This window comes from Gimesia chilikensis, assembly GCF_008329715.1.
GTDB lineage: Bacteria > Planctomycetota > Planctomycetia > Planctomycetales > Planctomycetaceae > Gimesia > Gimesia chilikensis.
The window spans coordinates 1-26,923 of record NZ_VTSR01000021.1; the positions used below are offsets into that span (position 1 = coordinate 1).

The 26,923-nt window shown below is 53.3% G+C and carries 22 protein-coding genes; 11 read left to right on the top strand and 11 right to left on the bottom strand.

Translation table 11 applies throughout. The features are described 5' to 3' along the window. Nucleotides 1–277 precede the first annotated feature (277 nt). The 5 genes from FYZ48_RS23250 to FYZ48_RS23270 form a co-directional block, all read right to left on the bottom strand. Nucleotides 278–691, bottom strand: a complete 414-nt coding sequence (locus tag FYZ48_RS23250) for a hypothetical protein (protein ID WP_149344843.1) — start codon at nt 689–691, stop codon at nt 278–280. A gap of 364 nt (nt 692–1,055) precedes the next feature. Further along, the gene (locus FYZ48_RS23255; RefSeq protein ID WP_149344845.1) at nt 1,056–1,310 is read right to left on the bottom strand and encodes a hypothetical protein; all 255 of its coding nucleotides are present in this window, start codon (nt 1,308–1,310) and stop codon (nt 1,056–1,058) included. A gap of 93 nt (nt 1,311–1,403) precedes the next feature. Beyond that, the gene (locus tag FYZ48_RS23260; RefSeq protein ID WP_149344847.1) at nt 1,404–1,925 is read right to left on the bottom strand and encodes a hypothetical protein; all 522 of its coding nucleotides are present in this window, start codon (nt 1,923–1,925) and stop codon (nt 1,404–1,406) included. Between the two features lie 95 nt (nt 1,926–2,020). Beyond that, nucleotides 2,021–2,251: a hypothetical protein gene (locus tag FYZ48_RS23265; protein ID WP_187782179.1), complete on the bottom strand. Its 231-nt coding sequence runs from the start codon at nt 2,249–2,251 to the stop codon at nt 2,021–2,023. A 70-nt stretch (nt 2,252–2,321) separates the two neighbouring features. Next, complete coding sequence (locus FYZ48_RS23270) at nt 2,322–2,645, bottom strand: hypothetical protein (protein ID WP_149344849.1); 324 nt, start codon at nt 2,643–2,645, stop codon at nt 2,322–2,324. 172 nt (nt 2,646–2,817) lie between these two features. Between FYZ48_RS23270 and FYZ48_RS23275 the strand changes: the two genes are divergently transcribed. The 4 genes from FYZ48_RS23275 to FYZ48_RS23290 all read left to right on the top strand — a co-directional run bounded on the left by FYZ48_RS23275 (nt 2,818) and on the right by FYZ48_RS23290 (nt 10,363). Then, a complete protein-coding gene (locus tag FYZ48_RS23275) occupies nt 2,818–3,141 on the top strand; it encodes a hypothetical protein (protein ID WP_149344851.1) in 324 nt (107 codons plus the stop codon). A gap of 328 nt (nt 3,142–3,469) precedes the next feature. After that, nucleotides 3,470–7,327, top strand: coding sequence for a PVC-type heme-binding CxxCH protein (locus FYZ48_RS23280; RefSeq protein ID WP_198422268.1), 3,858 nt, complete (start codon nt 3,470–3,472; stop codon nt 7,325–7,327). A 486-nt stretch (nt 7,328–7,813) separates the two neighbouring features. Next, on the top strand, nt 7,814–9,628 hold the full coding sequence (locus FYZ48_RS23285; RefSeq protein WP_242022751.1) for a GspE/PulE family protein: 1,815 nt from the start codon (nt 7,814–7,816) through the stop codon (nt 9,626–9,628). A gap of 75 nt (nt 9,629–9,703) precedes the next feature. After that, nucleotides 9,704–10,363 carry a CvpA family protein gene (locus FYZ48_RS23290; protein WP_149344853.1) on the top strand — a complete coding sequence of 220 codons (660 nt, stop codon included), beginning with the start codon at nt 9,704–9,706 and terminating at the stop codon, nt 10,361–10,363. 43 nt (nt 10,364–10,406) lie between these two features. On the opposite strand, the gene rdgB is transcribed toward FYZ48_RS23290, so the two are convergent. Further along, nucleotides 10,407–11,027 (bottom strand): RdgB/HAM1 family non-canonical purine NTP pyrophosphatase, encoded by a 621-nt coding sequence (rdgB, locus tag FYZ48_RS23295; RefSeq protein ID WP_149344855.1) that lies wholly within the window; start codon nt 11,025–11,027, stop codon nt 10,407–10,409. A gap of 172 nt (nt 11,028–11,199) precedes the next feature. Then, complete coding sequence (locus FYZ48_RS23300; RefSeq protein ID WP_149344857.1) at nt 11,200–12,270, bottom strand: hypothetical protein; 1,071 nt, start codon at nt 12,268–12,270, stop codon at nt 11,200–11,202. A 368-nt stretch (nt 12,271–12,638) separates the two neighbouring features. Between FYZ48_RS23300 and FYZ48_RS23305 the strand changes: the two genes are divergently transcribed. Next, nucleotides 12,639–13,352 (top strand): metallophosphoesterase family protein, encoded by a 714-nt coding sequence (locus FYZ48_RS23305; RefSeq protein ID WP_149344860.1) that lies wholly within the window; start codon nt 12,639–12,641, stop codon nt 13,350–13,352. A gap of 4 nt (nt 13,353–13,356) precedes the next feature. Here FYZ48_RS23305 and FYZ48_RS23310 read toward each other — a convergent pair whose 3' ends face one another. Both FYZ48_RS23310 and FYZ48_RS23315 read right to left on the bottom strand, forming a co-directional pair. Next, nucleotides 13,357–14,781: a class II fumarate hydratase gene (locus FYZ48_RS23310; RefSeq protein WP_145035735.1), complete on the bottom strand. Its 1,425-nt coding sequence runs from the start codon at nt 14,779–14,781 to the stop codon at nt 13,357–13,359. 139 nt (nt 14,782–14,920) lie between these two features. Then, entirely contained in the window at nt 14,921–17,923 is a 3,003-nt protein-coding gene (locus FYZ48_RS23315; RefSeq protein WP_149344862.1) for a PVC-type heme-binding CxxCH protein, read from the bottom strand. 289 nt (nt 17,924–18,212) lie between these two features. Between FYZ48_RS23315 and FYZ48_RS23320 the strand changes: the two genes are divergently transcribed. After that, on the top strand, nt 18,213–19,139 hold the full coding sequence (locus tag FYZ48_RS23320; protein ID WP_149344864.1) for an SMP-30/gluconolactonase/LRE family protein: 927 nt from the start codon (nt 18,213–18,215) through the stop codon (nt 19,137–19,139). A 75-nt stretch (nt 19,140–19,214) separates the two neighbouring features. Here FYZ48_RS23320 and FYZ48_RS23325 read toward each other — a convergent pair whose 3' ends face one another. Both FYZ48_RS23325 and hisF read right to left on the bottom strand, forming a co-directional pair. Beyond that, complete coding sequence (locus tag FYZ48_RS23325; protein WP_149344866.1) at nt 19,215–20,369, bottom strand: type IV pilus twitching motility protein PilT; 1,155 nt, start codon at nt 20,367–20,369, stop codon at nt 19,215–19,217. A gap of 240 nt (nt 20,370–20,609) precedes the next feature. Next, the gene (gene hisF / locus FYZ48_RS23330; RefSeq protein ID WP_145035744.1) at nt 20,610–21,404 is read right to left on the bottom strand and encodes an imidazole glycerol phosphate synthase subunit HisF; all 795 of its coding nucleotides are present in this window, start codon (nt 21,402–21,404) and stop codon (nt 20,610–20,612) included. A 516-nt stretch (nt 21,405–21,920) separates the two neighbouring features. Between hisF and FYZ48_RS23335 the strand changes: the two genes are divergently transcribed. The 5 genes from FYZ48_RS23335 (at nt 21,921) to FYZ48_RS23350 (ending at nt 26,775) form a co-directional block, all read left to right on the top strand. Next, on the top strand, nt 21,921–22,979 hold the full coding sequence (locus tag FYZ48_RS23335; protein ID WP_149345068.1) for a DUF1559 domain-containing protein: 1,059 nt from the start codon (nt 21,921–21,923) through the stop codon (nt 22,977–22,979). 47 nt (nt 22,980–23,026) lie between these two features. Continuing rightward, entirely contained in the window at nt 23,027–23,197 is a 171-nt protein-coding gene (locus FYZ48_RS29325) for a hypothetical protein (RefSeq protein WP_155364457.1), read from the top strand. Between the two features lie 639 nt (nt 23,198–23,836). After that, a complete protein-coding gene (locus FYZ48_RS23340; RefSeq protein WP_149344868.1) occupies nt 23,837–24,820 on the top strand; it encodes a DUF1559 domain-containing protein in 984 nt (327 codons plus the stop codon). Nucleotides 24,821–25,157: 337 nt separating this feature from the next. Further along, nucleotides 25,158–26,144 (top strand): DUF1559 domain-containing protein, encoded by a 987-nt coding sequence (locus FYZ48_RS23345; RefSeq protein WP_149344870.1) that lies wholly within the window; start codon nt 25,158–25,160, stop codon nt 26,142–26,144. 172 nt (nt 26,145–26,316) lie between these two features. After that, nucleotides 26,317–26,775 (top strand): carboxypeptidase-like regulatory domain-containing protein, encoded by a 459-nt coding sequence (locus FYZ48_RS23350; RefSeq protein ID WP_149344872.1) that lies wholly within the window; start codon nt 26,317–26,319, stop codon nt 26,773–26,775. Nucleotides 26,776–26,923 lie beyond the last annotated feature (148 nt).

Consider the following 26,923-nt stretch of genomic DNA (forward strand, 5'->3'; position numbering starts at 1 on the left):
CCCAATCAAACCTTGGAAGAGCATTTTATTACCAGCAACCTGGCAGTCTACAGAAATCAGGAAAACAGCATAAAAAACTGCTCTGGTGGGAACGAACTTAAGAGCGGAGTTACTAGCGCCTTGCCGCTCAGTTGGTGTTGGTGTCCGCTCTAAATACTACAAGCCAACTGTGTCACCCAATACGGACCGAATTCATTCGGAGTTACAGTTGGATCTGACTCCTTAATTCTCTTCGATTTTGGTGATCTCTATTCCGTTCCAGATGCATGTCATTACTTCACAAGATGCTTTCGGGCCATTCGATTTGCTCATCCTCGATCCACTGAATCCGAGGTGAAGGCTCTTCTGGATGATTTAAAAAATCTTCGACTGCTAACCAGGCATCGTCAGCAGACAGAAAACAACCGACTGGATACGTCAGGTCATCTAATTCTGCAAATTCAGCAAGCCTGTTTTTGTCGCGCAGAGAGAAGCAGCAATATTCAGGACAATTCGTCTTTAAATTATCACAGGTCAGTTGCAACAGGAATCCAAAATCTGACCGATGTATAATGACAAGTGAATAATCTTTGTCAGCCTCAGATCGATAAGATAAAACTCCAGCTCCTTCCGCATCCCAGGTTTCCGGCTTGTAATCCTGAAAATATTTCTTCCACTGATCAGGCTCACAACTACCGTTGGCAAAAGTCATAAACGTATTGTGAAATCCTGTCATAGAACTATTTTAAACCTTTCCTGTTTGCTGCGATTACCCCGAATTGCTCTGGAGAGCCTGTTGTCAAAAGCAGTTTCGTTGAGAATCCGTTTCGCCAGAGTGGCAATCACAATACGTTTTTTGATTACTCATAAGAGTTGGGTCTGCTCCTCTCAGATTAAAGTTGCTGACACAGTTTCATAGTCTGGTTCAAGATCTTCTCGAAACTCATCTGAGGTATTTCTTCGATATCAGTCCCATCACTATTGTGATCAACAAAGATCTGCTCGGGACGTGCGATTGAAATCAGAAATGATTCCGCTTCCAATCCTGATCCGAAGCAAAAGTATTTCCCGTGGTATCAGGAGTTTGCCTGGATCCATTCCTGTGTCAGGGGGAAGAACCCCCGAATCTCGAGGATGCCCCTGGCGTCAGTAATTTCGACAGGGGTGACTTGTGCCAGCAAGTCTTTACATTCATAAAGCGACTTCAGCCCGTTGGGGACCTTAGCTCCATAATACTCTGCAAACGCAGCGAAATCGGGAGATCGAAATTTCTCCTGCAGTTGTGCCCTGTGTGTCCTGCGATAACCTTCGTAGTCAAAATTGTCTGTCATAGTTGATTTCCCGGTTTGCATTCAATGCGCTTCGCTTCAGGACTGCTCCTTTTTGTCCCCGTTGTGTGAACCCCAGTAAAACATGGGAACTGATCAGGGGATAGACCGTGTGTAGTTCAGCAGCAGATCGTGGCAATTGATTTCTGAGCCGGATCGGCGTTGAAGATCGATGATATCCTCTAAATGTTCGAACCGTAGTTGACCGTTGAGTCGCAATAAAGATTCAGATTCATTAGTTCCCTGCTTAAGGTGTTGTGCTCCACCGAGGTCCTCAACGAGATAGAAAAACAGATAAGCCAGCATGCCCTGTTCACTTCGCGCGATTACAGTCAAATCCTCCAGATCTTCATAGTCAATTTCCACGAATTCTTCGTCCCGAAGAGCCAGCAGACTGAGCTCACATTCCCAGAGAGGAACAATCTCTGGAGCCGATTCCCCATCCCAGGTGGCCGGCAGGGGACCGCCCGTCTCACTCGACGCATAGCAGTATAAGTCTGAAGTATGGCAGCGATATGCTAACTGCTGATCAACTACTTCCCCCAGGCTCAATTCGCGCAAGCCAGTTTTCAAGACTTCCAGTCTCTTTGATCGATGATGTAGCGAAACGATGGGCATGCTTCATTCCCGGGGAGTAATTTAACAGGGTTAGTTTCTACGGTTCTGATGGTGAAGTCCAGGGAATGCAGCCTTTCTGGTGTTTTAATGCAAGATCATTTACCTCCAAACGCCTGGCCGTCTTCGCGGAGGTTTTGCAGTGCGCGGTCGACGATGCGGCGGAACTGCTGGTCCAGTTCGTCGATATTGCGTTTGTCATCAGGGAGCATCATCCAGCACAACATCAGTGCCTGACGGACGGACTGGTCCACCTGCGCCGGGCTGAAGAGATCGCGCATTTTGTCGAACGATTCCTCGTCGTCGGGGTCGAATGCCTGAAAGACCATGGGGTTCTCCTGAGTGAAAAACTGAGGATGTGCGTGCCGGTGCGCTTTCCTACAGCTTAACGATTTTCAGCTACGGGGGTGAGTTTCTTTTTAGTAAAATGGGGGATTGGTTTTCTGGGAAGACCGCGAGTTGATCTACCACGAAAGACACGAAATGCTCGAAGGAGGTGCGTGGGAAATTCGAATACCAGGGGGAGTGGATAAAACCTGGTAGTGCTGCAGGCGACAGGAGGTCGTTGTGTAGTGGCTGGCTGGTGATGCGTTGTGTCTGATTTGGTTCGTTGTTCATGGGAGCGTTGTTGCTGTGACTGGGGGCGTGCGCTGTGCCCTTCTGCTCGCTGTGCTCGGCTTGAATTTCATTCAGGCTCACCCGATTCTGTTCGTGGAATATCATAGCACATGTTTCTTCATTCGGATGTTATCTACCAAACTCGTTTCAACCGGAGCTAATGCCCTGCGGCTCATTTCTTTTGCTGCTTTGACGCTGTTTAGCAATGGGTGATTGTAATTTTAAATACGGATACCGGTGGCTGGTGCCTTGCTGCTTATTTTTATTGGGGTTGGTGATGTTGATGTTGGATTTTGTTGAACGGCGTGTGGGGGTCAAGGGGGATTCGGGTTTTGAGTTTGTTGCGAGTTCCTTTGAGATGGGGGTGAGTGGTCTCTCAAATGCTGTGAGAGTGCTCCGAAATGATTTGAAATTATACGGAACAATGGGAACCGGTTCATTTTGTGTCGGTGAAAAGTGGGGGAAATCGACGCTGATTCAGGTGCTGCTGGGTCACTGGTGGGCGGTGTTCCAGTGCTCGGATCATCCGCCTCGCGCGCAAAGCACAATTGCGACAATTTATGATTCGGGAGGCACCGATCAAGGGCTATCTTTTCAGTGAAAACAGGTGATGGTCAGTCGTGCACAAAACGCACCAGTGATGATGGACGTGGGAGGCGACCTGTCTCACGGATACGAGCGGAGTCCGGGAAAATTATCTCAAAAAAATCCGGGGTGGGTTCCCGGCGGGACGACCGATTTTCTTAAGTTTGTATATATATGACATAAGTATCTTGATTACAGGATGTTAGTAGAGATGGATGACAGACCAGGGGGTTCAGGAGAGATTAATCGGCCCCAACTCGTTTCTGGGTTTCAGATTAGAACAAGTGCAGAGACTCAATTGACGGTCCCCTGCAGGGCTCGCTATTGTGGGAGAAAACGCCTGGATGTTGAGACGCGGGCGACCACCGCTCCGCGTCTGGCGTACTCGCTCTACTACAAAGTTTCTGAAATATCGGAAACGATTTCCCGCCTCGTATCGTAGTAAAAACGGTACCACTCCCCACGAAGCTAATCAAACTGAAAAGGAAGATGGAATGCGACTTTGTCTGGTAATTGCCGCCCTGATTCTGTGCAATCTGCATTCGACAGTAAGGGCCGACAAACCTTTTGAACTCAAGAAAAACGAACGCATCGTGGCGGTCGGAAACGCGCTGGCAGAACGGATGAATCTGTTCGGACAGTTCGAGACCCTGATGCAGACCCGGTACCCCGAGAAGGAAGTCATCTTCCGGAACTTCGGCTGGCCTGCAGATGAAGTGGGAATTCAGCAGCGTCCGAGTAACTACACCACGATCGATGATCCGCTGGAAGTCTTCGGACCGGAAACGTTTTTCTGTTTCTTCGGTTTCAATGAATCGTTCGCCGGGGATTCGAAAGAGAGCCTGGACGCCTTCAAGCAGAACTACCGGAACTACATCGCCGAACAGACAAAGCGTTTCACAAAAGATGGCAAACAACCGCGGTTTGTGCTGATCAGCCCGATTGCCTTTGAATCGACGGGCGATCCGCTGCAGCCTTCCGGTGAAGAAGAGAACAAGAACCTGGCCGCTTATACGGCTGCCATCAAAGAGCTGGCGGAAGAAGACGGTCACCGTTTCGTCGACCTGTTTACGGAAACGAAAGCCAAATTTGGTGCCAAGCCGGGTAACCAGTATACGGTCAACGGAGCGCATGCGAATGAGCAGGGTTACCGCGTTATTGGTCAGCTGCTGGACGGCAGCCTGTTCGTCTCTGAGCATCCGCTGGGGATGGGAACGTCGAAGTTCAATGAGATCCTCAAATGGGTGAATGACAAATCGTGGTTCCATGCACAGGACTACCGGATGCTGAATGGCTGGTATGTCTATGGGGGCCGCCGCACCTGGGACATGGAAACCTTCCCGGGCGAATATCAGAAGATTCGTAAGATGGTCGCCGTGCGTGACCGCTATATCTGGGAGAAGGCTGCGGGGGGTGAAGTTCCCGATCAGCCCGACGATTCGAAGACGGGTGAGGTATTCATTCCCGAAACGATGTTCGGCAGCCGCGATGAACGCTTCCGCGAAATGCGCGAGCCGAAAGAGCTGAAGTATCCGACGCCGGAAGAGTCGATCGAGATGATGACCGTTCCCGAAGGGTTCAAGGTCGAGCTGTTCGCATCCGAGCGGGAATATCCCGAACTGGCGAATCCGAACCAGATTGCCTTCGATAACAAGGGCCGTCTGTGGGTTTCGTGTATGGCGAACTATCCGCAGTGGATGCCCGGTGCAGGGAGACCCAGCGACCGTCTGCTGATTTTTGAAGATACCAACGGCGACGGTAAAGCCGATAACTGTATTACGTTCTACGACAAACTGATTTGCCCGACCGGATTTGAATTCTGGAACGGCGGCGTACTGGTGGTTGATGAGCCGCGGATCCTGTTCCTGAAAGACACCGATGGTGACGACAAGGCCGACGTGGTCCAGCAGATTGTCGACGGGATTGCGACCGATGACACGCACCATACAGTGGGTGCCTGGGAATATTCGAACGGCGGTCTGTTGCACATGCTGGAAGGGGTTTCGCTGTCGACGACACTGGAAACACCTTATGGTGCCTTCCGCAACAAGGACACCGCGGGCTGTTATACGCTGGATCCTCGATCGCTGAAATTCCGTCACTTCCGCACTCCAGGCTACGGAAATCCGTGGTGCCTGGTGTTCGATCAGTGGGGTAACGGGATGGTGGGTGACGGAACCAATGCCAAGCAGCACTGGACGAGTCCGCTCTCCGGTCTGGAAGTCAACACGCGGCGTACGCTGGAGCCTAACTTCGATAACCAGGGAATGCGTCCCGCAGTGGGTAACGAATTCCTGATTTCGCGCCATCTGCCGGAAGACGTGCAGGGCCAGTTTATCTATGCCTGCGTGATCAACATGCACGGCATGCCGCGATTCAATCTTCGCGATCAGAAAGATGGTTCGGGTTTCGAAGGGGAACGCGTGGAAGACCTGCTGTCTTCGACCGACATGATTTTCCGTCCCGTCGATCCGAAGATTGGTCCTGATGGCGCGGTCTGGTTTGGAGACTGGTGTAATGCGTTGATTGGTCACATGCAGTACTCACAGCGTGACCCGAACCGCGATCACAAACATGGCCGCGTTTATCGTCTGGTCAATACGAAGAAACCACTGCTCAAGCCGGTGACACAAGCCGACAAGTCGATTGAAGAACTGCTGGAGCAGTTGAACGCCTACGAACTGCGGACCCGTTATCGTGCCCGTCGCGAATTGTGGGACCGTGATCGGGATCAGGTCCTGGCGGCTGTGAATAAGTGGGTTGAAGGTGTGGATGATCCGAAGCAGCTCTGCGAAGCGATGTGGCTGCAGGAGAGCTTCCGGGCCGTGGATACCAGGCTGGTCGATCGGATTCTGGCGAGCGATGTCTACCAGGCACGTGCTGCCGCGATTCATACGCTGGTCAATGAAAAGGATCGTCAGCCGCAGCTGAAAGAATACCTGGCGAAAGCCGTTAACGACCCGAACCCGCGGGTACGACTGGAAGCCGTCCGTGGTCTGAGCTTCTTCGGAACCGTGGAAGCGACTCAACTGGCACTGCAGGCTGCCAACCATGAGATGGACTACTGGGTCGATTACACGCTGGAGCACACGCTGCATGCGTTGAAGCCGGCCTGGGAAGTGGCGGAATCGAAGCCCGATTTCCTGGAAGGTTCATCCACGGCCGCGAAGAAATACCTCGACCGTTATAAAAAGATGACCGGACCGGGTGGGGCGGCTGTGAAACCGCTGGAGATTGCCGGTTCCGAGGAAGCTTCGGAAAGCAAACGTAAAGCTGCGATTCGTGAGCTAGCCAAGATGAGTGGCGGTAATTACGAGCGGGGCGAAGGCGTGTTCAAGCAGGTCTGCTCTGCCTGTCACATGGTGGGCGACCTTGGCAAGAAGTTCGGTCCGGACCTGAGCGACATTGGTCAGCGGGTGAGCAAGATCGAGATGATGACTTCGATCCTGATGCCCAATGATAAAATCTCCAAAGGTTTCGAGACAGTCGCGATTGTGACGATCGAAGGTGAAGTGCATACCGGCTTCATCCTGGCCGAAGACGAGAAAATGATTTCGCTCGGTCTGGCGAAGGGAAAGAAGATCGACATTCTCAAAGACGACATCGAACTGCGTAAGCCGATGAAGTCGAGTTCGATGCCCGAAGGATTGATCAAGACGATTGCCCCGATCGAGTTTCTGGACCTGGTGGCCTATCTTTCCCGGCAAAGGCAGATCGCCGCAGTAGAGGATCAGGAAGGCTGGATCAGTGCGAAGCAGAAAACGGTCAAGCTGCGGAAGAAGAACGGCTTCAAAGAGATCTCCCGCGATGCTGCCCTCAAGTTTGGCGGTAAGTTCGGGAACAAGACCTGGAACAAGGACGCGTATCTGTTTCTGACCGACGTTCCTGCGGAGCGGTTTGATTTCGCGTTCCATTCCAATCTGGATTCCGAGTCGCCTTATGTCACGATTCGGCTCAAGGACGATTCTGAAATCCGTTCGATCTGGTTGAAGAACCGGAAGGGGCTGCAGGAGCGGGCCGCAGGTCTGACGGTGTGGATCTCTTCTGACGGGACGAATTTCGAGAAGGTCTGGACGGCTGAAAAAGTGCAGCCCGAGTGGACCATCGATCTGCCCGAAGGGACGCGTGCGAAATTCGTCCGCGTGGGTCTGGAAGGGGAAGGGACACTCCACCTGCACCAGGGCGCGATTTTCGGTCGATAAGGCTGAAAAGGCGGAACTTTTCTGCCGCTGTGGTGCTCAATATGATTAGATGATTTCTCCCCTGGTCTGGGTCTTCAGATCAGGGGTTTTTATTGGATTGACGGGTTTTATGAAGATTGCGATGAACCGGCTGTCTGGTCGATTCGTTCGCGTGGAAGGGTCGCTTAGTGGAAGATCGTTCCAGGATTGTCTGAGTTTGTAGAATTTGGGCGCTGTGCATCCTGTTTTTACCTTTTCTTTTTCGGGTGACTGCCGTTAGTATGTGTGGTATATACTTGTATTGCATGGAGGCGAAAAACAGGCACATCTGACGGTAAAGCAGGGAAAAAACGGATCTCACTGTTAAAAAGTGGAGAATGTTGTTCCTTCCGCATTACTTTTTGACTAAATTCAAGTCCCTATCGTATCTCATTTTAGCATTATTTCAGGCCAGATATTCGGGTCTTTCCTGTCGCAGGATCAGTCCCGGTTTTGAGGTGCAGCAGCGTGAAATCTTTCTGGGCATATTTATTGATTCTGTTGAGCGTGTTATTCGTCTCGGCAGAGTTGCAGGCTCAACCCGTTGTCGAGGGCGATAACGGGAACGATTCTGCAGCGCGGACACCTGCGAATACAGGGCAGGTAGGAAAGTATCCCCCGGTGCCGATCCGGTTCTTCAGGGGCAACGGGCCTTCGACCTCCTCTCAGGGTTTCTATTTTAACTTCTGGAAGATGCTGTTCGTCTGCCTGCTGTTTCTGCTGTGGGCGAAAACATCTTACTGGGTGGACGATGACAGCAGGGCGTTGAAGTGCAACACGGAATTCTGGAGTTCGCTGATTCTGGTAGCCGGTGCGCTCGGATTTCTGCTGGTGTTCTGCATGCCGAATTTCATTGTCGGTTTTCTGGTGCTGGCAGCCGCCTATGCGGCGCCGCTGGGGTTCTATATCAATGAGCGGAACGCCAAAGTACCGGCTTCCAGCAAGGTGATGACACCCGATCATATCCGCAAGCTGACTTTGCGTTACCTGGCACGGATGGGAATCCGCGTGGGGGGCAAGAAGACCCAGGAAGCCGCGATGGGCCCCGATATCCGTTTCATCGGGAAATCTGCGACAGGGCGGGGTGACGATCCCAGCAGTTCGCGTCGGGTCGAAAACTCGCGTGGGTTCCTGGCTGCGAAAGAGCTGATTCACGATGCGATCATGCGTCGAGCCACCGACGTGCACCTGGAGCCGAAAGAGGATGAATACGGCGTCCGCCTGCGTATCGACGGGGTGATGTATCCCACCGAAGGCTTTGACCGTTCGATCGGCGAAGCGGTACTGAATATTTTCAAAGTGCTTGGTGCCATGGACATCACGGAGAAACGTCGTCCCCAGGATGGTAGTTTCCGTGCGATCATGCCGGACCGGGAGATCGATTTTCGTCTTGCCAGCCAGGGGACCCGTTATGGCGAAAAGATGAGTCTGCGTATTCTGGACCAGACGAACTCGATCGCTTCACTTTCGGAACTGGGGCTGCGGAAACAGATCGTCGACAAGATGAGTGCGCTTGTCAAACAGCCACACGGCCTGTTCCTCTGCTGCGGTCCTACCGGTGCCGGTAAGTCGACGACCCTGTATGCTGCTTTACATGAAATTGACCCTTACCAGCGAAATATCATTACGATTGAAGACCCGGTGGAATACCGGATTGAGAATGTTTCGCAGATTGAAATCAACCAGAAAGCCGGCCAGACTTTCGCCGAGTCGCTGCGGAGTATTCTGCGTCAGGACCCGGACGTGGTCATGATCGGCGAAATTCGAGATGCCGAAACCGCGCGGATTGCCTGTCAGGCCGCGAATACCGGTCACATGGTGTTCTCCACGGTTCACGCCAATGATACCTTTACCGCTTTGTACCGTCTGATCGACCTGGAAGTCGAGCCGTTCATGCTGGCCAGTTCGCTGTCGGCACTGCTGGCTCAGCGTCTGGCGCGACGTCTGTGTCCGGACTGTAAAGAGGCGTATCAGCCCAATCCGGAGTTCCTGAAAAAGGCGAACCTGCCGCCGGACAAGGTGAAAAGTTTTTATCGTCAGCCGAAGAATCCGGAGATTGTCTGTCCGACCTGCGGTGGTCTGGGCTACTACGGACGTATCAGCGTGGTGGAGCTGCTGGAATTCAACGAGCGGATGCGGGATATGATTCGCGACGATGCCGGCATGTCCCAGTTGAAAGCACAGGCCCGTAAGAACGGGATGCTGTATATGAAAGAAGAAGGCCTGCGGCTGGTGGTCAAAGGCATTACCTCGATTGATGAATTACTGCGTGTCGTGAAGTGATATTCGACGAGCAGAGGTTGATCCCGGGTTGAGTACCCGTTGAAACGCGATTCAGTTCAGTTTGGATTTATAACCATGATTGATATTCTCTTGCTGGCGATTCTGGGAATCGTAACCTGGTGTGTTGCCAGCGAAGGCGCCTGGGGAGCGGGGTTCATTTTTGTCTCCGTGCTGTTGTCCGGGCTGCTGGCAATGAATTTCTTTGAACCGCTGGCCACATTCATGTCCGGCAATGTGATTGGCTCTGGAGCCTGGCAGCAGAGGTGGGACAGTATTGCACTGATCGGGTTGTTTGTCGGATTCGTCTTCCTGTTCCGCGAGGTGACCGTACGGATTGCGCCCGCTTATATGCAGGTTCATCCCCTGGTGCACGAGATTGGTCGCTGGGGTTTCGCAGCACTCACCGGTTACATCACGATGGCATTCCTGTTGACTGCCCTGCATACTACGGCATTGCCGCGAGACTTTATCGGTTTTACTCCGGAACGGGACAACCTGTTTGGAGTGGTCGCCCCCGACCGCCAGTGGCTGGGTTTCACCCAGTACGTGTCTGAGAAGTCGATGCGGAACGGTGCCCTGGGGCATATCTTTGATGGCCCTGAGTACTCGCTGCCGAATCATCAGAATCGGGTCTGGCCTTCATTTCCGATTCGCTACGCTTCACGCCGGGCCAGTGGGACGGGGGCTGTTGCGCCGCCGCCGGTTTCCAAAGATAAAGCAGATCGCTCGTTCTAGCCCGAGGCTTCCGTTCTGCGGGTGATTTGAACGACGCGGGGTCTTAATCATCCATTTTATGGAAGAGGTCGACCAGCTGCGGGATGAAGCGTTCAAAGGCTCGTGCGCGGTGGCTGAGGTGCTGCTTGACGATGGGGGCCAGTTCGCCGAACGTTTTGTGCAGCTCGATGATCTCGAAATAAGGATCGTAGCCGAAGCCGTTCTCGCCGCGTGCCTGGTCCGTCATTCGTCCCCGACAAAGGGCTTCGACCTGCAGGCAGATCTCCCCCTGGGGATTAGAGAGGGCTACGTTACAGATGTAGGCGGCGGTCCGTTCGGGCAGGGGAACGTCTTTGAGTTCCTCCAGCATTTTGGCGTTGTTTTTTTCGTCGGTCGCATTCTCACCACTGTAGCGGGCCGAATAGATTCCGGGCGCTCCGTCTAACGCGTCGATCATCAGCCCGCTGTCTTCGCCGATGGTCCACTCGGAGATTGCCTGTGCCGTCTCGTAAGCTTTCTTGGCAGCATTCTCTGCGAAGGACTGACCGTCTTCAACGACCTCCTGTGCCTGGGGGAAGTCGGCGACACTCTGAACTTCGATGCCGTGTGGTTTAAGCAGCTCGGCGATTTCGCCTGCTTTTTTCTGGTTACGACTGGCGAGCACGATGCGTGGGTAGTGAGACATGAATGAGCTGGATTTCACTGCTGAAACGGAAGAAGAAAACGTTGTCCGGCTTACTCTGCCTGTGGTCTTTGTGGACCACTGCGCAAAAAGAAGCCTTCCCGATGTCTGGCACTTTAGCAGGCCTGACGGACAGAGGGAAGGCAACAGAATGAATCGATTGTCCGCGGTGTCGTTAGCGGGACTTGGGATTCTGCATCAGCATCGGTTTGGGATCGAAGACCCAGGAAGCTGATGGAGGTGCAGAGGGGGTGCTGCCGGGAATCACGAAGTATTCCGCGGTCATGGTCTCCACGCCGGTTTCCGGGTGCGGCTTCATTTTAGAGCCGAAGAGTTTGGCGTATTCCTTGATCCGGGGATCATCGGCAGAGTCAAACGAACCGACGGTCACAATGGAACGGTACTTTTCGTGTAAAACGTACGCATCGATATTACGGGGGGCACCCGCAGGGAAGCCATAGCTTTTCGCGTTACGTAATGCTTTGGCCAGTGACCAGGCATTTTCGGCAGCCCGGTCCAGGGCGTTGCTGACTTTCAGAGTTTCGTTCGCATTTTGAAAGCGGGAAGTCGCGGTCTGGGTGACGGAGTTACCGTAGAACGAAGCCACGACCAGCGAATACTTACCCTGATTCTTCAGCAGCGAGTATTCGATACCTGAGTTCAGTTTGGCGATCAGTGGATCCTGTTTCCGTTGCGCAACTTCCTGTGGAGAGAGCAGCGGATTGATCGTGAGGAACGCACCGCTTAACGGTCCGGGCTGGCCGGGAGTCTTTTTATAAACGCCGTTTTCGGTGATGACTTTAGGATGGAAGTTCTTGATGTACTTCAGAGTTTTCTGAGCGACATCGTCTTCGCTGTCGGAATAGTTACCGGCGATCACGGAGATCATGGCCCGCTGGGCAGCGTAGCTGCGGCGTTCTTCCCGGCCGAGACGGTCCAGCGTATTGAAGCGTTGGATAACGGCTTCCTGGCTGAAAGTATAAGCGGGAATGCCCCGTTTACGCAGTTCGAAGACCAGTTCGTCGGCTGCTTCCTGGGCGGACAACCCTTTGGATCGCCTGCTCTCAGGAATATCACGCAGGCTGGCGACCATGATCATCCAGGGCCCATGCCGTTTGGTGAGCTTGTACTTCTTGCCTGGCTCAGCTTCAATCCGGGCATACGCTTCCGGCGTGATGGCTGTCGAACAGACAATGACAGTGAGTAAAATGATCAGGCTTTTGCTAAGCAGTTGCGTGGTCCGCATATCAGTATCCCTTCTGAAAGCGTCCGAACCGGTTGGAATTTTAAGGCTAGCGGGCGGAGATTCCACTGCATCCTGAGCGCGAATCGGTACCCGTGTTACAGACTTTGGTCGTGAAGATGTTGAGATGACTCAGACATGTGCGGGGGAGTCTAGCAGTTCTGCAAAATTGAGTCCAGAGCTGATTTCTCTCGTCTCACAGGGGGCTGGTTCTTGAGAGAATCAGCGGGATTTCACTCACAAAGTCAGAAAAAGATTCCCCTGCCTGCCCGAAGAAACATATAATCTAAGTGTAAACAAGATAATAAGATAAGTTAGAGGGTGAGAGGCACAGAACCTCACTTCAGCGGCGTCTTAGCAGGAAAGCAGACATGCGTGTACTCGTGATTTCGGACATTCATTCCAACTGGGCGGCTTTGTCTTCGCTTCAAGAAGAATTCGATTATTGTCTCTGTATCGGCGATCTTGTGGACTATGGCACAGACCCGGTGCCGTGCATCGAATGGGTGAAGCAGCATGCGACCGCCTGTGTGCGGGGGAACCACGATCACGCCGTCGCCCAACGAGTGGAAGCCAAGGGTTCGACCGGTTTCCGAAAGCTGGCCTGTTTCACGCGTCCGTTGCACTGGGACCTGCTGGATCGGGTACGCATGAAATACCTGGCGCGGCTGCCGATCTCACAGCAGATCACAATTGAGGGAGTGACCTTCTACCTGGTACACGGAACTCCCCGCGATCCCCTGGATGAATATCTGGGTGAAAACGAAGCGGGCTGGAGGTCTCGTCTGCAGGGAATCAATGCGAATTTTGTCTGCGTGGGGCATACCCATCTTCCGTTCCATCTCGATCTGGGAGACAAGCAGGTGATCAACCCGGGCAGCGTGGGACAGCCTCGCGACGGGGACCCCCGTTGTTCCTATGCGATCATTGAGGACGGGCAGGTAACTCTCAAGCGGCAGGAATATGATATCGAGGCCGCGATTCGTCAGATGGAAGCAGCCGGCCTCTCCGGAGAATCACTGGAGCTGGGCGCCAGCGTTCTCCGGAATGGACGAATGACTGCAGAAGCGAGTCAGAAAGAGTGACCGCTTAAGCCTGAGGCTCGGTCATGCTCATCGGGTCGAGGGCTTCTTTCAGAGTCTCTGCAGGCAGGATTTCCTGCTCGGTGCAGAGCTCGCGAATCGTCTTGCCTGACTTGAAGGCTTCCTTGGCGAGCGCAGATGCTTTCTCGTAGCCGATATGTGGATTCAGGCTGGTTACCATCGACAGGCTGTTTTCCACAGCCGCGTTGCAGGCCTCTTCGTTGGCTTCCATGTTTTCCAGACAGAGCTTCACGAATTCGTTGCAGGAGTTCGCCAGCAGGTGCACGCTTTCCAGAGCCGTGAAGCCCATGACGGGCATCATGATATTCAACTGGAACTGACCGCCGGCGGCTCCCGACATGGTGATGGTCTGGTCGTTGCCGATCACGCGGGTGGTGGCCTGCATCATGCTTTCGCACATGACCGGGTTAACCTTGCCCGGCATGATGGAGCTACCCGGCTGCAGGTCGGGGATCTTGACTTCATAGAATCCGCAGCGCGGACCCGAGCCGAGCCAGCGAATGTTATTGGAAACGTTGAACAGTGTGGTGGCGATGGTTTTCAGTTCGGCGTGACATTCAACCAGACCGTCGCGCTGGGCGTTGCCTTCGAAGTGGTCGACCGCTTCGACGAAAGCGATCCCCGTCAGCTTCGCCAGTTCTTCGCTGACCCGTTTGCCGAATTCGGGGTGCGTGTTGATTCCGGAACCAACCGCCGTTCCACCGACGGGCAGTTCATAGACTGCTTCCGCGGCTCGTTTGGCGCGACCGATACTCAGTTCCAGCTGACGGGCGAAGCCGCCAAATTCCTGGCCGAGTCGCAGAGGTGTGGCGTCTGCGAGGTGAGTCCGTCCGATCTTGATGATCTGGTCCCAGGCTTTCGCTTTTTCTTTCAGGCTGGCAGCCATCTTTTCCAGACCGGGGATCAGCTGTTCGTGAATGCTGGTCGCGACAGCGACGTGAATGGCGGTCGGGAAGGTGTCGTTGGTGCTCTGACCCATATTCACGTGATCGTTGGGATGCACGGATTTATCAGCAGCGAAGCGGTCTTCCCCCAGAATTTCAATCGCCCGGTTGCTGATCACTTCGTTGACGTTCATGTTGCTCGAGGTTCCCGAACCGGTCTGGTAGACGTCGATCGGGAACTGATCGTCGTATTTGCCTTCGGAGACTTCGGTGGCTGCCGAGACCAGGGCCTTGATCTGTTCGTCGTTGAGGGGATTCTTGCCCGTGCCTGAGAGTTTTCCCAGATCGCGATTCGCATGTGCGGCGGCCAGCTTGACCTTGCCCATGGCGTGGATCAGGCTGGGGGGCAATGTGTTCCCGGAGATCTGAAAATTCTCAACGGCCCGCTGCGTCTGCGCGCCATAATACGCTTCTGCGGGAACCTGCACTTCGCCCATTGAATCACGTTCGGTTCGAAACCCCGACATGGTTTGTTTCCTGTCACTAAGAGAGTGTAAATATTGTCTTCACGTAAAAAAGCCGGTGATCTGTCAGCAGAACACCGGCCTCAATTTTAGCAAGTTGTGCCGTTTTCTCAATTGCCCCGCCACCTGGGCGGGAATTTGCTTAAGGCAGCGGCTGGGAGCTGCGGAGGTAGCTGAACAGGTCCTGGATTTCCTGATCCGAGAGCTTGTCGAGCAGCCCCTCGGGCATCAGTGATTTTTTCTGCGGCAGCATTTCGTCGATGTTGTCGCGCTCAACAGTGATGCTCTGGCCGTCCGCGCTGCGGATCACGATCACATTGTTGTCCTGGTCCGCCAGGAAGCCGTTCACTACCCGACCGTCATCAGTGACAACCAGATAGGTTTCGAAACCTTCCCGGATTTCATTGGACGGATTGACAATGTTGACCAGCATGCGGCCCACGTCGTCCCGTTTGAAGGAAGTCAAGTCGGGACCGATCTCACCGCCATCGCCGAACAGTTTATGGCATTTACCACAGTGCTTCTGGAAGAGCTTCTCACCGGCGTAGCGATCGGGTTCTGCCTGGCTGGCGAGCAGCATCTTCTGGTGCGCTGCGATCTGTTGCTGCATCTGTTCGGTGGTCGCACCCGCGATTGAGCCGAAGTGCTTCTGAATCAGATTGCTGATGCCATCATCACTGAAGACAGTCATCTTGCGGGCAGTTTCGACGGGGACGGTCGCCTTGTTAATCTTGCCGGCATCAATGGCCTGCAGGAAATCCTTCGCCCATGCTTTACGAATTGTAAGCAGGGTCTGGGCGGCACTCCGCAGATCGTCCGACATGTTGGGATAGAGGGCCGTTACCGTTTTGCCGATGGCGTCATCCGGGTACTGCTGCAGGGCGCTGATCGCTGCGATCTGCATCTGCAGGTCACTTGAGTTGGAAATGATATCCAGCAGCACGGGGACGCAGGCAGGTACTTTGACTTCACCAAAGATCTGAATCAGGTCGAGTCGCTTCTGGTTATCTGCTTTTGAATCTGCGACGATCTTCAACGCTTTCTGGATGGCCTCTTTGTCACCCTGTCGCAGCCCCAGGGAGATCGACTGTCCGCCATACTTCGACATGGCGGCGACCAGCTCTTTGGGGAAGCTGGCCGTGGAGCGTCCCTTCATGGCGGTTTCGAAGCCGGACATCAGGATTTCGGCATGTGATTTTTCAGGAGCCAGCTCGAGAAGTTTCGCACAGACCAGTAGATCGTTACGCGAGCCAGTCGCGGCGAAGCGGCGCATGATCCGCTCCAGGATATATTTCTCCACGAGTGGCGACTGCCAGACTTCCGGTTTGGCGAAATAAGCCAGAAGGGCGTCCCGGTCTTCGTTGACCCGTTTTTCCAGCGACCACCAGAGGATCAGCGGGATATGTACGTCGTCCAGATCTTCTGAGCGAGTGAGCAGGTTAAAGGCGATCGGCAGTCCCGGATCGGCGGGAAGCCGTTTCGACGAGCTGGCCAGCTGGCTGCGGACCTGAACGTGAGGCTCGGTCAGTGCCAGGGCGATCAACTGCTGTCCGATTTCAGGAGAGACCCGATGGTCATCGCAGAGCAGGCGAATCGTCCAGGCCCGGACGAAGGGATCAGAGTGTTTGAGTGACTTCGCTGCGACCGCTTCATCAAAGCCGCCACTGAGGTTCAACGCCCAGAGTGCTTCCAGCGCAGACTGGCCGTCGGTTTCGAACAGCTTCTGTTTCAAGGCGGGGATCACCGAGGCGTCCTTGCGGTCGCCGAACAGACGCAGTGCCTGTTGACGGAACCAGCGGTTGGGGTGATCGAGCACCGCGATCAGTTCTTGAGATGACTTCTTGCCCAGGTCGAAGGGGGCCAACGGCCTGGCATCTTTCGCCGTCAGCCGATAGATGCGGCCATCCCCTTTTTCGACCTGCCCCGAGTAATGCTGTCCGTGGGCAATCTGATGTTCGTACATGTCGCAGAAATAGATCGCACCGTCCGGGCCGAGCTTAATGTCGACGGGGCGGAAGCGTTTGTCGGTGGTCGCGACCGGACGTTGCAGGTCTTCGGTCTGGTAGGATGAACCGTCAGCAGTGACTGCGCTTTCTACCACGCGACCCTGCAGAGGTTCGATGCCAAACAGGTGCCCCCAATATTTTTTGGGCAGTGTCTCGGCTTCGTAGATAATGAAGTTATGCGTGAAGCGGGGAACCTTGGCGTGCTTCATGGCCTGGAAGTAGCCGAAGGCGTAAGGGTTCGAGAGGGGGCCGTGCTTGCCGAACCCTTTCTGGTAGTAGCTTCCCTGGGTGTAGTGGAAGCCGCGTGTGTTACCGCCGTTATGGCCGGAGTAGAGACGTCCCTTATCGTCGATCTCCACGCCGAACGCGTTGCCGCCTCCTTCCGCGAAGATCTCGTAAATTTTCTTTTCAGGATGATAACGCCAGATCAGCTGGCCGAGCGTCTGGATGGCTTCGCTGTCTTTCTGCCCCGGCTTTTTCACTTTACCGGAGACAGTGCTCCCCTGAGAGGAATAGAGCCAGCCGTCTGGTCCCCAGCGGAGACTGTTGACGACCGAGTGGGTATCTTCCATCCCGAAGCCTTCGAGGTGCACAACGGGATCGCCGTCCGGTACATCGTCGTTGTTTTTATCCGGATAGAAGAGCAGGTAAGGCGGGTTCAAAACCCAGACACCACCCCGTCCTTTGACGAACGAAGACGCGATGTTCAAGTCGTCGAGGAAGACGGAATGCTTGTCATACTTGCCGTCACCGTTGGTATCTTCATGAATGGTGATCTGGTCGTCTCCCTTGTCGCCGTGCGGGGGAGGCAGGGGGACTTTGTCGTAGACGGCCCGGTGATGTTTATCTTTACTGAGGATTCGCAGCCCTTCAGGGTAAGGGTACTGCAGATAGTTGATGACCCACATCCGTCCTCGTTCATCAAAGTTGAGGAAGATCGGCTGTTTGACAAGCGGTTCGGCCAGCACCTGTTCGAGTTTGAGATCGTCCGGAACGGTGAACTGTTTCAGCGAGTCGGCGGGGCTGAAAAATTCGCCTCCCGTATTATTAGGCGGCGGTGTCGGAGGAGCCGCCTGGCTGACGACGTAGAGAGAACCGGAGGCGAGGATGGTGAGCAGTAAGAACAATCGCAGTTTCATTGTTCCCGTTCCTTTGATTACAAATTTCGCGGATCCTGATTCACAGGGAATGAACAGGGCAGGAGTTCAGGTGAGAAGATTCCGGGATTTTTAAAGGAAATTCAGAATCTGACTATCAGTCTGAGGGGAGAACAGGCCAAAATCAAGTAAACCATGGTGATTCCCCGGGGATTCTCTGATTCTCACAGGGGAACGCCGGTCGTCATGCTTTCATTACGACGAATCTCCGAGTTTGTTGAATCGCGGTCCGTTCTTTTTTGAAAATCATTCGCACCAGGAACCTGCTGCCATGCTGAAATCTGTTACATCGATACTGCTGTTGTGCCTGCTCCTCTGTGACACGCTCCCACTTTCTGGAGCAGAGCCGAAAGAATCCCACCCGGTCCCCCGGACTGTAGCTCCCGGTGCCGAGTTAGAGGAAGAGTATGCTGCGAAAGCCTTCTTTGAGGGTCCCGTCTGGGATCCCGTGGGGAAGAAGTGGTACTTCACTTCGTTTGTGGACAAAGACACCAAGATCCTCCGTCTGGACGGGGAAGGGCAGGCGCGCATCTGGCTGGATAATACCAAAGGCATCAATGGTACCTATCTCTCCAACGAGGGGAACATGCTGGGAGCGCAGGCCTACGGTCAGCATGTGATGAGCTACGGCTTTGGTGAGTCGGGGCCGAGTGAGACAACCGTGATTGCCGCGAACCCGAAATGGAATCAGCCCAATGATGTCTGTCAGACTCCGAATGGAAATATCTATTTTACCGACCCGGATTTCAAGAACCGGAAAACGAGCGCTGTCTACGTCAGAACTACCGATGGTGCTGTGAAGAAAATCATTACCGAGATGCCGGTGCCGAACGGAATTATCGCGTCGAATGACGGCAAGACTTTGTATGTCGGCGACAGTCATGAGAAATTGTGGCGGAGCTATCCCATTCTGGAAGACGGCACCGTGGGTGAGGGCAAAGTCTTTTTCAATCCTGAGACCGCACGTCAGGATTCGCCCGACGGAATGAGCATCGATGCCGAAGGGAACCTGTATCTGTCAGGGCGGGGCGGTGTCTGGGTGGCGAGCCCTGAGGGGAAATCGCTGGGACTGATTCCCGTGCCTGTCTTCTGTTCGAACGTCAGCTTCGGCGGCGTGGATGGCAAGACTTTGCTGCTGACCTGCTCCAACAAGGTTTACAGCCTGAAAATGAAAGTACCCGGGGGCCAGTACCGCTGAGTGTAAAACAACACAGGGTGCTGCCTGGTGAGACAGCACCCTGTCGTCTGGTCTGATTTTTGATGCGGCCAGCGATTACAGAATCGCAGCGCCTTTGACGTCGATCCCTTTAAGGGTCATCTTCAGCTCTTCCACGTTCGGTGAAATTTCGAACGCGTCGGCACGACTGATGAACTCGCGGTCGATGAAGCCTTTGAGGCTGTCGTTGAACTGCTGCATCCCTTCGTCTTTACCGATCCGGATGGCGGCGGCCAGCTTTTCGTCCTGCTCTTCCAGTACCAGCTTACGCACGGTCGGGTTGAAAGTCATGATTTCCACAATTGGCACACGACCCGGTTTATCGACGATGGTTCTCAACAGTTTCTGGGCTACGATGGCACGCATGTTGAAGGCCAGCGAGCCGCGGAGTGCTTTGTGCATGTCCTGCGGGAAGAGGTCCAGAATACGGCCGATGCAGGAAGGAGCGTTGGATGCGTGAATTGTTCCAAACACAAGGTGCCCCGTTTCCGCAGCGTGGATCGCTGTCGAGAAGGTTTCCATGTCACGCATTTCCCCCACCAGCATGATGTCGGGGTCCTGACGCACGGCGTGTTTCATCGCGATTTCGAAGTCCTTCACATCGATCCCGACTTCACGCTGGTTGATCAGACACTTATTCTGGGTATACACAAATTCGATCGGGTCTTCGATCGTCAGAATGTGTTTGCGGTAGTGGTCGTTGACCCAGTTCAGCATGGAGGCGATCGTCGTACTTTTACCACTACCCGTCACCCCGGCCAGCAGAACCATGCCCTGGTCGAACTTACACAGCGACTCCATCACGGGGGGCAGATACAGCCCTTCGAAGTTGGGAATCGAGCGTTCAATTTTACGGGAGACCATGCCGGGAAAGCCGAGCTGAATAAACAGGTTCACACGGAAACGCCAGGCTTCGCCTTCATGCTCGACGACGTAGGAAAAGTCGGCTCCCCCTTCGTCGTGGAAGATTTTCTTGTTACGTTCATCCATCATGGGATTAAACAGTGCCATCATCTGATCACGGTCGATCGGATCCATCTGCAGTTCGCGGAGAGTACCCTTCACACGCAGGATGGGCGCTTTACCAACCTGCATGTGCAAGTCGGAACCGCCATGCTTGATCAGCTGGCGGAACACTTTATCAACTTCATTTTCAGCACGCCCGGTGATCGGGGAGATCTCTTTTGCTTTCGCAGGAACGGTTGTCGCCATTAACAAACTCCACTAATCTCATATTCGATTTCACTGCAAGAGCCTGCAGCATTGTTGACAGGAATGACTGTTCTGACATGTGGTCACGATTTCGGGCCAACAGGCCAAAATCTGTGGCTGCAGCAGAAGCCGCTATTACTATTTTGAAGACTCTCAAGGAACATGCAAGCTCCTTTTATCGTGATACCGGTAAATTTGTCACTCTGATAAGGCCACCGGTTGATCTGGAACGACTGTCGGTTACGACCGCGTGAGTGAAACTTCGCTTTTGAAACGGATCGGAATTCCCCGCTCAGCCAGGTAGTGTTTGGTTTCGTCAACAGGATGGGTGCCATAATGGAAAATACTGGCAGCCAGCGCTGCACTGGCTTTCCCTTCGGTTAAGATTTGATATAAGTGTTCAGGGCAGCCGGCACCACCACTGGCGACGACCGGAATGGAAACCGCTTCCGCGACGGCCTTGGTCATCGGTAAATCGTAGCCGTCTTTCGTGCCATCTGCGTCCATCGATGTGAGGACGATTTCCCCCGCACCCAGTTCTTCAACGCGTCTGGCCCACTCGATCGCTTCCAGTCCGGTGGGAACCCGTCCGCCGTTAACGTGTACTTCCCAGAATTCCTTTCCATCTTTCTCTACCCGCTTGGGATCGATATTCACCACGATACACTGGCTGCCGAATCGCAGGGCCGCCTCGCGGATCAGGTCCGGATTTTTCACAGCTGAAGAATTGATGGAAACCTTGTCACAGCCCGCATTCAGCAGGGCGCGAATGTCTTCCAGCGTGCGGATGCCCCCGCCGACGGTGAGTGGCATGAAGATGACTTCGGACGTGCGACGCACGATATCCAGGATGATGTCACGTTCTTCATGGCTGGCAGTAATATCCAGGAAGACCAGTTCGTCGGCCCCCTGTTCTTCGTAGCGGGCAGCAACCTCGACCGGATCGCCGGCGTCCTGCAGATTAACGAAGTTGACCCCTTTGACGACCCGTCCCGCATGCACATCGAGACACGGAATAATGCGTTTAGCCAGCATGAAATTACCTGGAATGATTCAGACAGTTGTGGTGGGAACTGACAGGTTTTGTTCCCGTTGCATTGTAGATTAAACGACTGTGCCCCGTTTCGGTAGCCTGCAGAAGCGAATAAGCCACTGACTCTCCAGTATCAGTTCTTTCTGAAACTGTCATCTCAGTGTTAAGGGTGGTGCTGATTCTCTGTCTTTATCCCACTCGTACGCTTTCGAGTAATCGCTGTTTCACGCCACGATAGCAGCAGATTTTCTAAACATACTATACAAACGACGGTTATCTGAATTTGTATAGATAAGAGATTGACAGGCTGAGTTCACGGTCTCTAAACTAAAACTTATTAATCATTTGTATATTAATGTACTGATGATTGATGTTGTCGTTCGGCGCTGCGGCAGTATGCCCCCGCGACTTCCTTTCATGAGATCTTTCGATCCGAAGCCGGGGCCTGGTGAATTCAATCAGGTCTCAGTTGTTCGACCGTCCTTTCATTTTCTTTATCTAAAAAAAGGAGCAAAGACATGAGACGTCATCAATGGCAGAGACGAGGTTTTACCCTGATTGAGTTGCTGGTGGTAATTGCCATCATCGCGATCCTGATTGCCCTGTTGCTACCGGCAGTCCAGCAGGCGCGCGAGGCGGCACGCAGAAGCACCTGTAAAAATAATCTAAAGCAGATGGGCCTGGCACTCCATAATTATCATGAAGCCTTTGGTTGTTTTCCTCCGGGACAGATTCGCGGCTGGAATGGTACTGTCGAACTGGGAAGCGGTGCTTCCTGGGGGGCCTTGATTCTTCCCTACATGGATCAGGCACCGCTGTACAACAAACTCAATTTTAACATCGGAATCTATGAGGGAACCAACAAAACCGCGATCAACGCTGTTTCTGGTTTAAGTATTGTGCTCTGTCCCAGTGATACCGACCGGGCTCCGACACGCAGTATTCACTCTTCGAGTACGCCCAACTATATGAGCTCAATTCCGAGCACCAGTTATTTCGGCAGCATCGGCGGTTTCCAGAACGGAGACAGTACAGATCCCCGGCTTTCCGGTGGCTTTTTCACCTATGATCGGGCACGGCCCACCAAGATCGCCTCCATCAGCGATGGGACCTCGAACACCATTGCTGTGGGTGAAAAGTCTTACCAGGTCTGGACCGGTGGCTCGTGGCTGGGCGTGCAACACAATACCTATCAGACTTCCAGCCCGGGGAATGATACCGCCTGCTGCCAGGACTGGTACCTGGGAGCGGGGATCTATCCGATGACCAACCAGCTCACTCCCGGTCTGGGCAGCCCGAACTGGCGGTATGGCAGTGTGCATACGGGCGGCGCGCATTTCCTGATGGCTGATGGAGCCGTCCGGTTCATTTCCGAAAACATTCAGCACATCGTTTCCACCCGCAGCGCTTCTACCTGTGCCACGAATAACTGTGGCTGTGAATGGAGCAATGACGCCAACGCTTGCGCGCCAGGTGCTCCAGGGGGCTGGAATGACAAAGCTTATCTCGGTAATCACTTTGGCATCTATCAGCGGCTGCATCACAGAAATGATGGATTGACCCTCGGCGATTTTTAATCAGGAACTGACTAAAACGAGGAGTACCTGTTTCGAAAGGAGAAACCATGCATCTGAAAAAAATCAAACGCAGCTGGAATCTGATTCCCCTGAGTCTGTTCTGTCTCTGTCTGTCGCTTTCAGCGTGTGCCGACAAAACGACTGCCGAATACACCCAGCCTGATCCCGGACTGAATGCTGAAGAGTCCAGCGCCCAGATGGATCAGGGGGGCAAATAGCAGACTTCGATCCTCGGAGCGTATCCGTTTTGCAGCAGATTCCGGAATGGCTCCTACAGTTAGCATGACGATTTGTCGGGGAGAGTGAGATGATCATTTCACTCTCCCCGCTGCTTTACCACCACAGACTCTCTGACCTCCATGCTGGTGATGTCATTCGCCACACACCCTCTCTCGATCTGTCGTCTTTGTTCTCTCAGCGCAGACAAACTTTTCCGGCTGCAGCGATCAGGTGTTTTGTCATACCAGATCGAACGCGCAGTGGTCAGCGTTAATTAGTATTCCATTCTAATTACCAAGATAATGCGCTGATCGGGATTGACTCCCTTTCCATTCAGGGTAACCTGAAAGTAATTCGAATCTCAGATGACTGGTGAATAGTTGATTCGAAGACCATCCATAACCCACCTTCGGGGCGCTCCTGAACTGTCGTTTCCACATAACACAGGACCGATTCCCTGACTACTGATTCCTCCATTACGCATTGCAAGCTTTTCCCCTGCGCTGAAATGAAATGCCTGCACTGACCGCCCCAGAAACGAGTCACCCTATGCTGCATAACGCTCCTGGCAAAAGCTTGATTTTTGTCTGGCTGCGACTTCATACCATTTCTTGATAGATCCGAGACTGGAGACCGACATGAAACATCGCACAACCTTGCGCGGTTTTACTCTGATTGAACTTTTGGTGGTGATTGCCATCATCGCGATTCTGATTGCCTTGTTACTCCCCGCTGTTCAACAGGCCCGGGAAGCAGCCCGTCGCTCTACCTGTAAAAATAACCTGAAGCAGATCGGACTGGCTCTGCATAACTATCACGACACTCACCAGCTCTTCCCGTATGCAACCGCGAACCCCGGTAACTGTATTCCGGCAGACTCGAATGCCACGATCACCAATCATACCGGCTGGCTCTACCTGCTCCCTTTCATGGATCAGGCAAACCTCTACAACCAGTTCAATTTCAGTGCGGCGACCGGGCAGCATAACAAAACTTCGAATACGCTGGCCGGCGGTAGCTCTATCACCACCGGGAATGCCCAGCTGGGAACGAACGTCATTCCAATTCTGCTCTGTCCCTCTGACGATGGCGGCTCAACCTACCCGGGAGCCGATACGAATTACGGCACCGGCGTAGCCAACTCGGCCCGCACCAGTTACGGGTTCAGTGTGACCACTGGTGAGTACTGGGGGGGCAGCTGTACCTACTGGGTAAATGAAAGCAAAACCAACCGCACCATGTTTGGTGCGAATTCGAAGTGCAAAATCCGCGATATCAAAGATGGAACCAGCAACACCGTTGCCGTTGCCGAGACGACCCTGGATGTCGATGACGGCGAGTGTCAGATCTGGGCTGCCTCTTCACATGTGGGGATGGGGGTCATGCTGAAAGCAAGTCGGGGCATCAATGAATTCCGCTGCTGCACCTGGCGAACTCCTCCCAATGCTCAGTTTCAACCAGGACGCCTGGGAGAATGGGGAGAGCCCGGCAGTACTCATACCGGTGGAATGCACGTTCTGCTGGCGGATGGCGCAGTTCGGTTTATCAGCGAAAATATCGATACCAACACGCGCCTCAATCTGGCCAATATCTCCGATGGGAATCCCCTGGGAGAATTTTAAGAGTGATTTCAGCTGATTTCGACGGGCCGGTTGATTCAACTCCGGCCCGTCGTGATACATAGACCTATTTGCATGTGTTCGCATTTCTGACGCGGGTCCCACTATTCTGGTTGACAGGGAATTCTCCCGGACTTAATAATTAATAAATCTAAATATCAAAAGGTGTTTCCTTTACTCGTAATTAATCGAGATTTTTAAGTCTCCTTTATTTTTATTCGCAACATCAACACCTGACGAGTGTTTATTTAATTGTCTTTTTCAATTCGATTCCGAATTGAAGTCATCTCAATTAGTCGTTTTTTACCGTTCCTTTCTCTTATTTAACTGGAGACACCCTATGCGACAGAAATTATTCCGGCGGGGCTTCACCTTGATCGAACTGCTGGTGGTGATTGCCATCATCGCGATCCTGATTGCCCTGCTCTTGCCCGCGGTTCAGCAGGCGCGTGAAGCAGCCCGTAGATCTACGTGCAAGAACAATCTGAAACAGATTGGTCTGGCACTGCACAACTACCACGACACTCACCGCTTGTTTCCTTATGCGACATCAAACCCCGGGACCTGTGATGCCGGTACAGGCACATTGATCACGAACCATACCGGCTGGCTTTACCTGCTACCCTTCATGGATCAGGCAAACCTCTACAACCAGTACAATTTCAGTGCTGCCAGCGGTGATCGAAAAGACTCCGGAAACAGCCCACAACCCCTGGCTGGGGGAGGCGCTGTGGCCAGCGGTAACGCTGTTTTGGGAACGAACATCATTCCGATTCTGATCTGCCCTTCCGATGATGGTGGAGCAGTCTATGCTCCAGCAAGTTCATCCTATGGAACAGGAGCTGCTAACTCAGCCCGCACAAGCTATGGATTCAGTGTCACTAACGCACATGACACGGGCGCGTGCAACATGTGGACTCTGGAAGGCAAGACAACGCGTGCCATGTTCGGGATTAACTCGAACTGCCAGATCCGCGATATTAAGGATGGTACCAGTAACACAATTGCTGTCGCTGAAACGACCCTGGATGTCGATGACGGCGAATGCCAGTCCTGGGCTGCTGCTTCACACGTGGGGTTGGGAACGAATTTCAAGTCGAGCCGGGGTATTAATGAATTCCGTTGCTGCACCTGGAGAACTCCGCCTATGCAACAGTTTCAGCCTGGCCGCCTTGGTGAATGGGGTGATCCCGGCAGTACTCATACAGGTGGGATGCATGTCCTGATGGGCGACGGTGCTGTTCGATTCGTCAGCGAAAACATCGACACGACAACCCGTAATAATCTGGCGAATATCTCTGACGGAAACGTTCTGGGAGAGTTCTAATTATACATTCCAGAGTCAGATCTGGTTGTTCTCCTTCGTCCTGCAACCGGATGGAGGAGAACTGTCTATTTCTCCCTTTCCAGGGTGGAATCAGATGGGCTGGATCTGAAGAAGCAGTGTGACTGAGTAACCAACGATGAATTCCCATCTGACAAGATTGAAAGAAAGATGCATGTTGAAATTGAATAGACAGATTGCCGTTCTGCTGATGACTGTCGGCTTACTGAGTGGTTGTGGTGGTCACACTTCAGAAGTCCCTGATAACCTTGTTCCTGTTACAGGTACCGTGAAACTAGATGGCGAGCCGAAGGCGAATATTACCGTTATCTTCAACCCGGGAAAGAAGACCTCTGGAACGGGTGGGTACGGTGTTACTGATAAAGATGGTAAGTACACGCTGACTCATCGCAGCAATAAGCCTGGAGTAGAACCGGGAGAGTATGTTGTCACTTTCTCTATGATGGGTCTGCCCGACGGAAGTCCGATTCCTGAAGGGAAAGATGCCGCCGATGTGGGGGCAGTGCAGTTACTGCCCGAGAAGTACACGAATCCTAATCGTGAAATGAATCTGACCATCGCTACGGTGGCAGCGCCCTCCGCAACTCTGGATTACGAAATTAAATCAAAATAAAGTTCGCAATCAGAAATGCTTCAGTCCCGAACGATCTGGAGCAAGTTTACATCAACAATGAATTTCAGGGAGGTTGGTTCCAACCTCCCATTTTTTATGGCTTTAGAGAATCATTCCTGTGCACCTGCCTGCGTTATCGCCTGGGGTA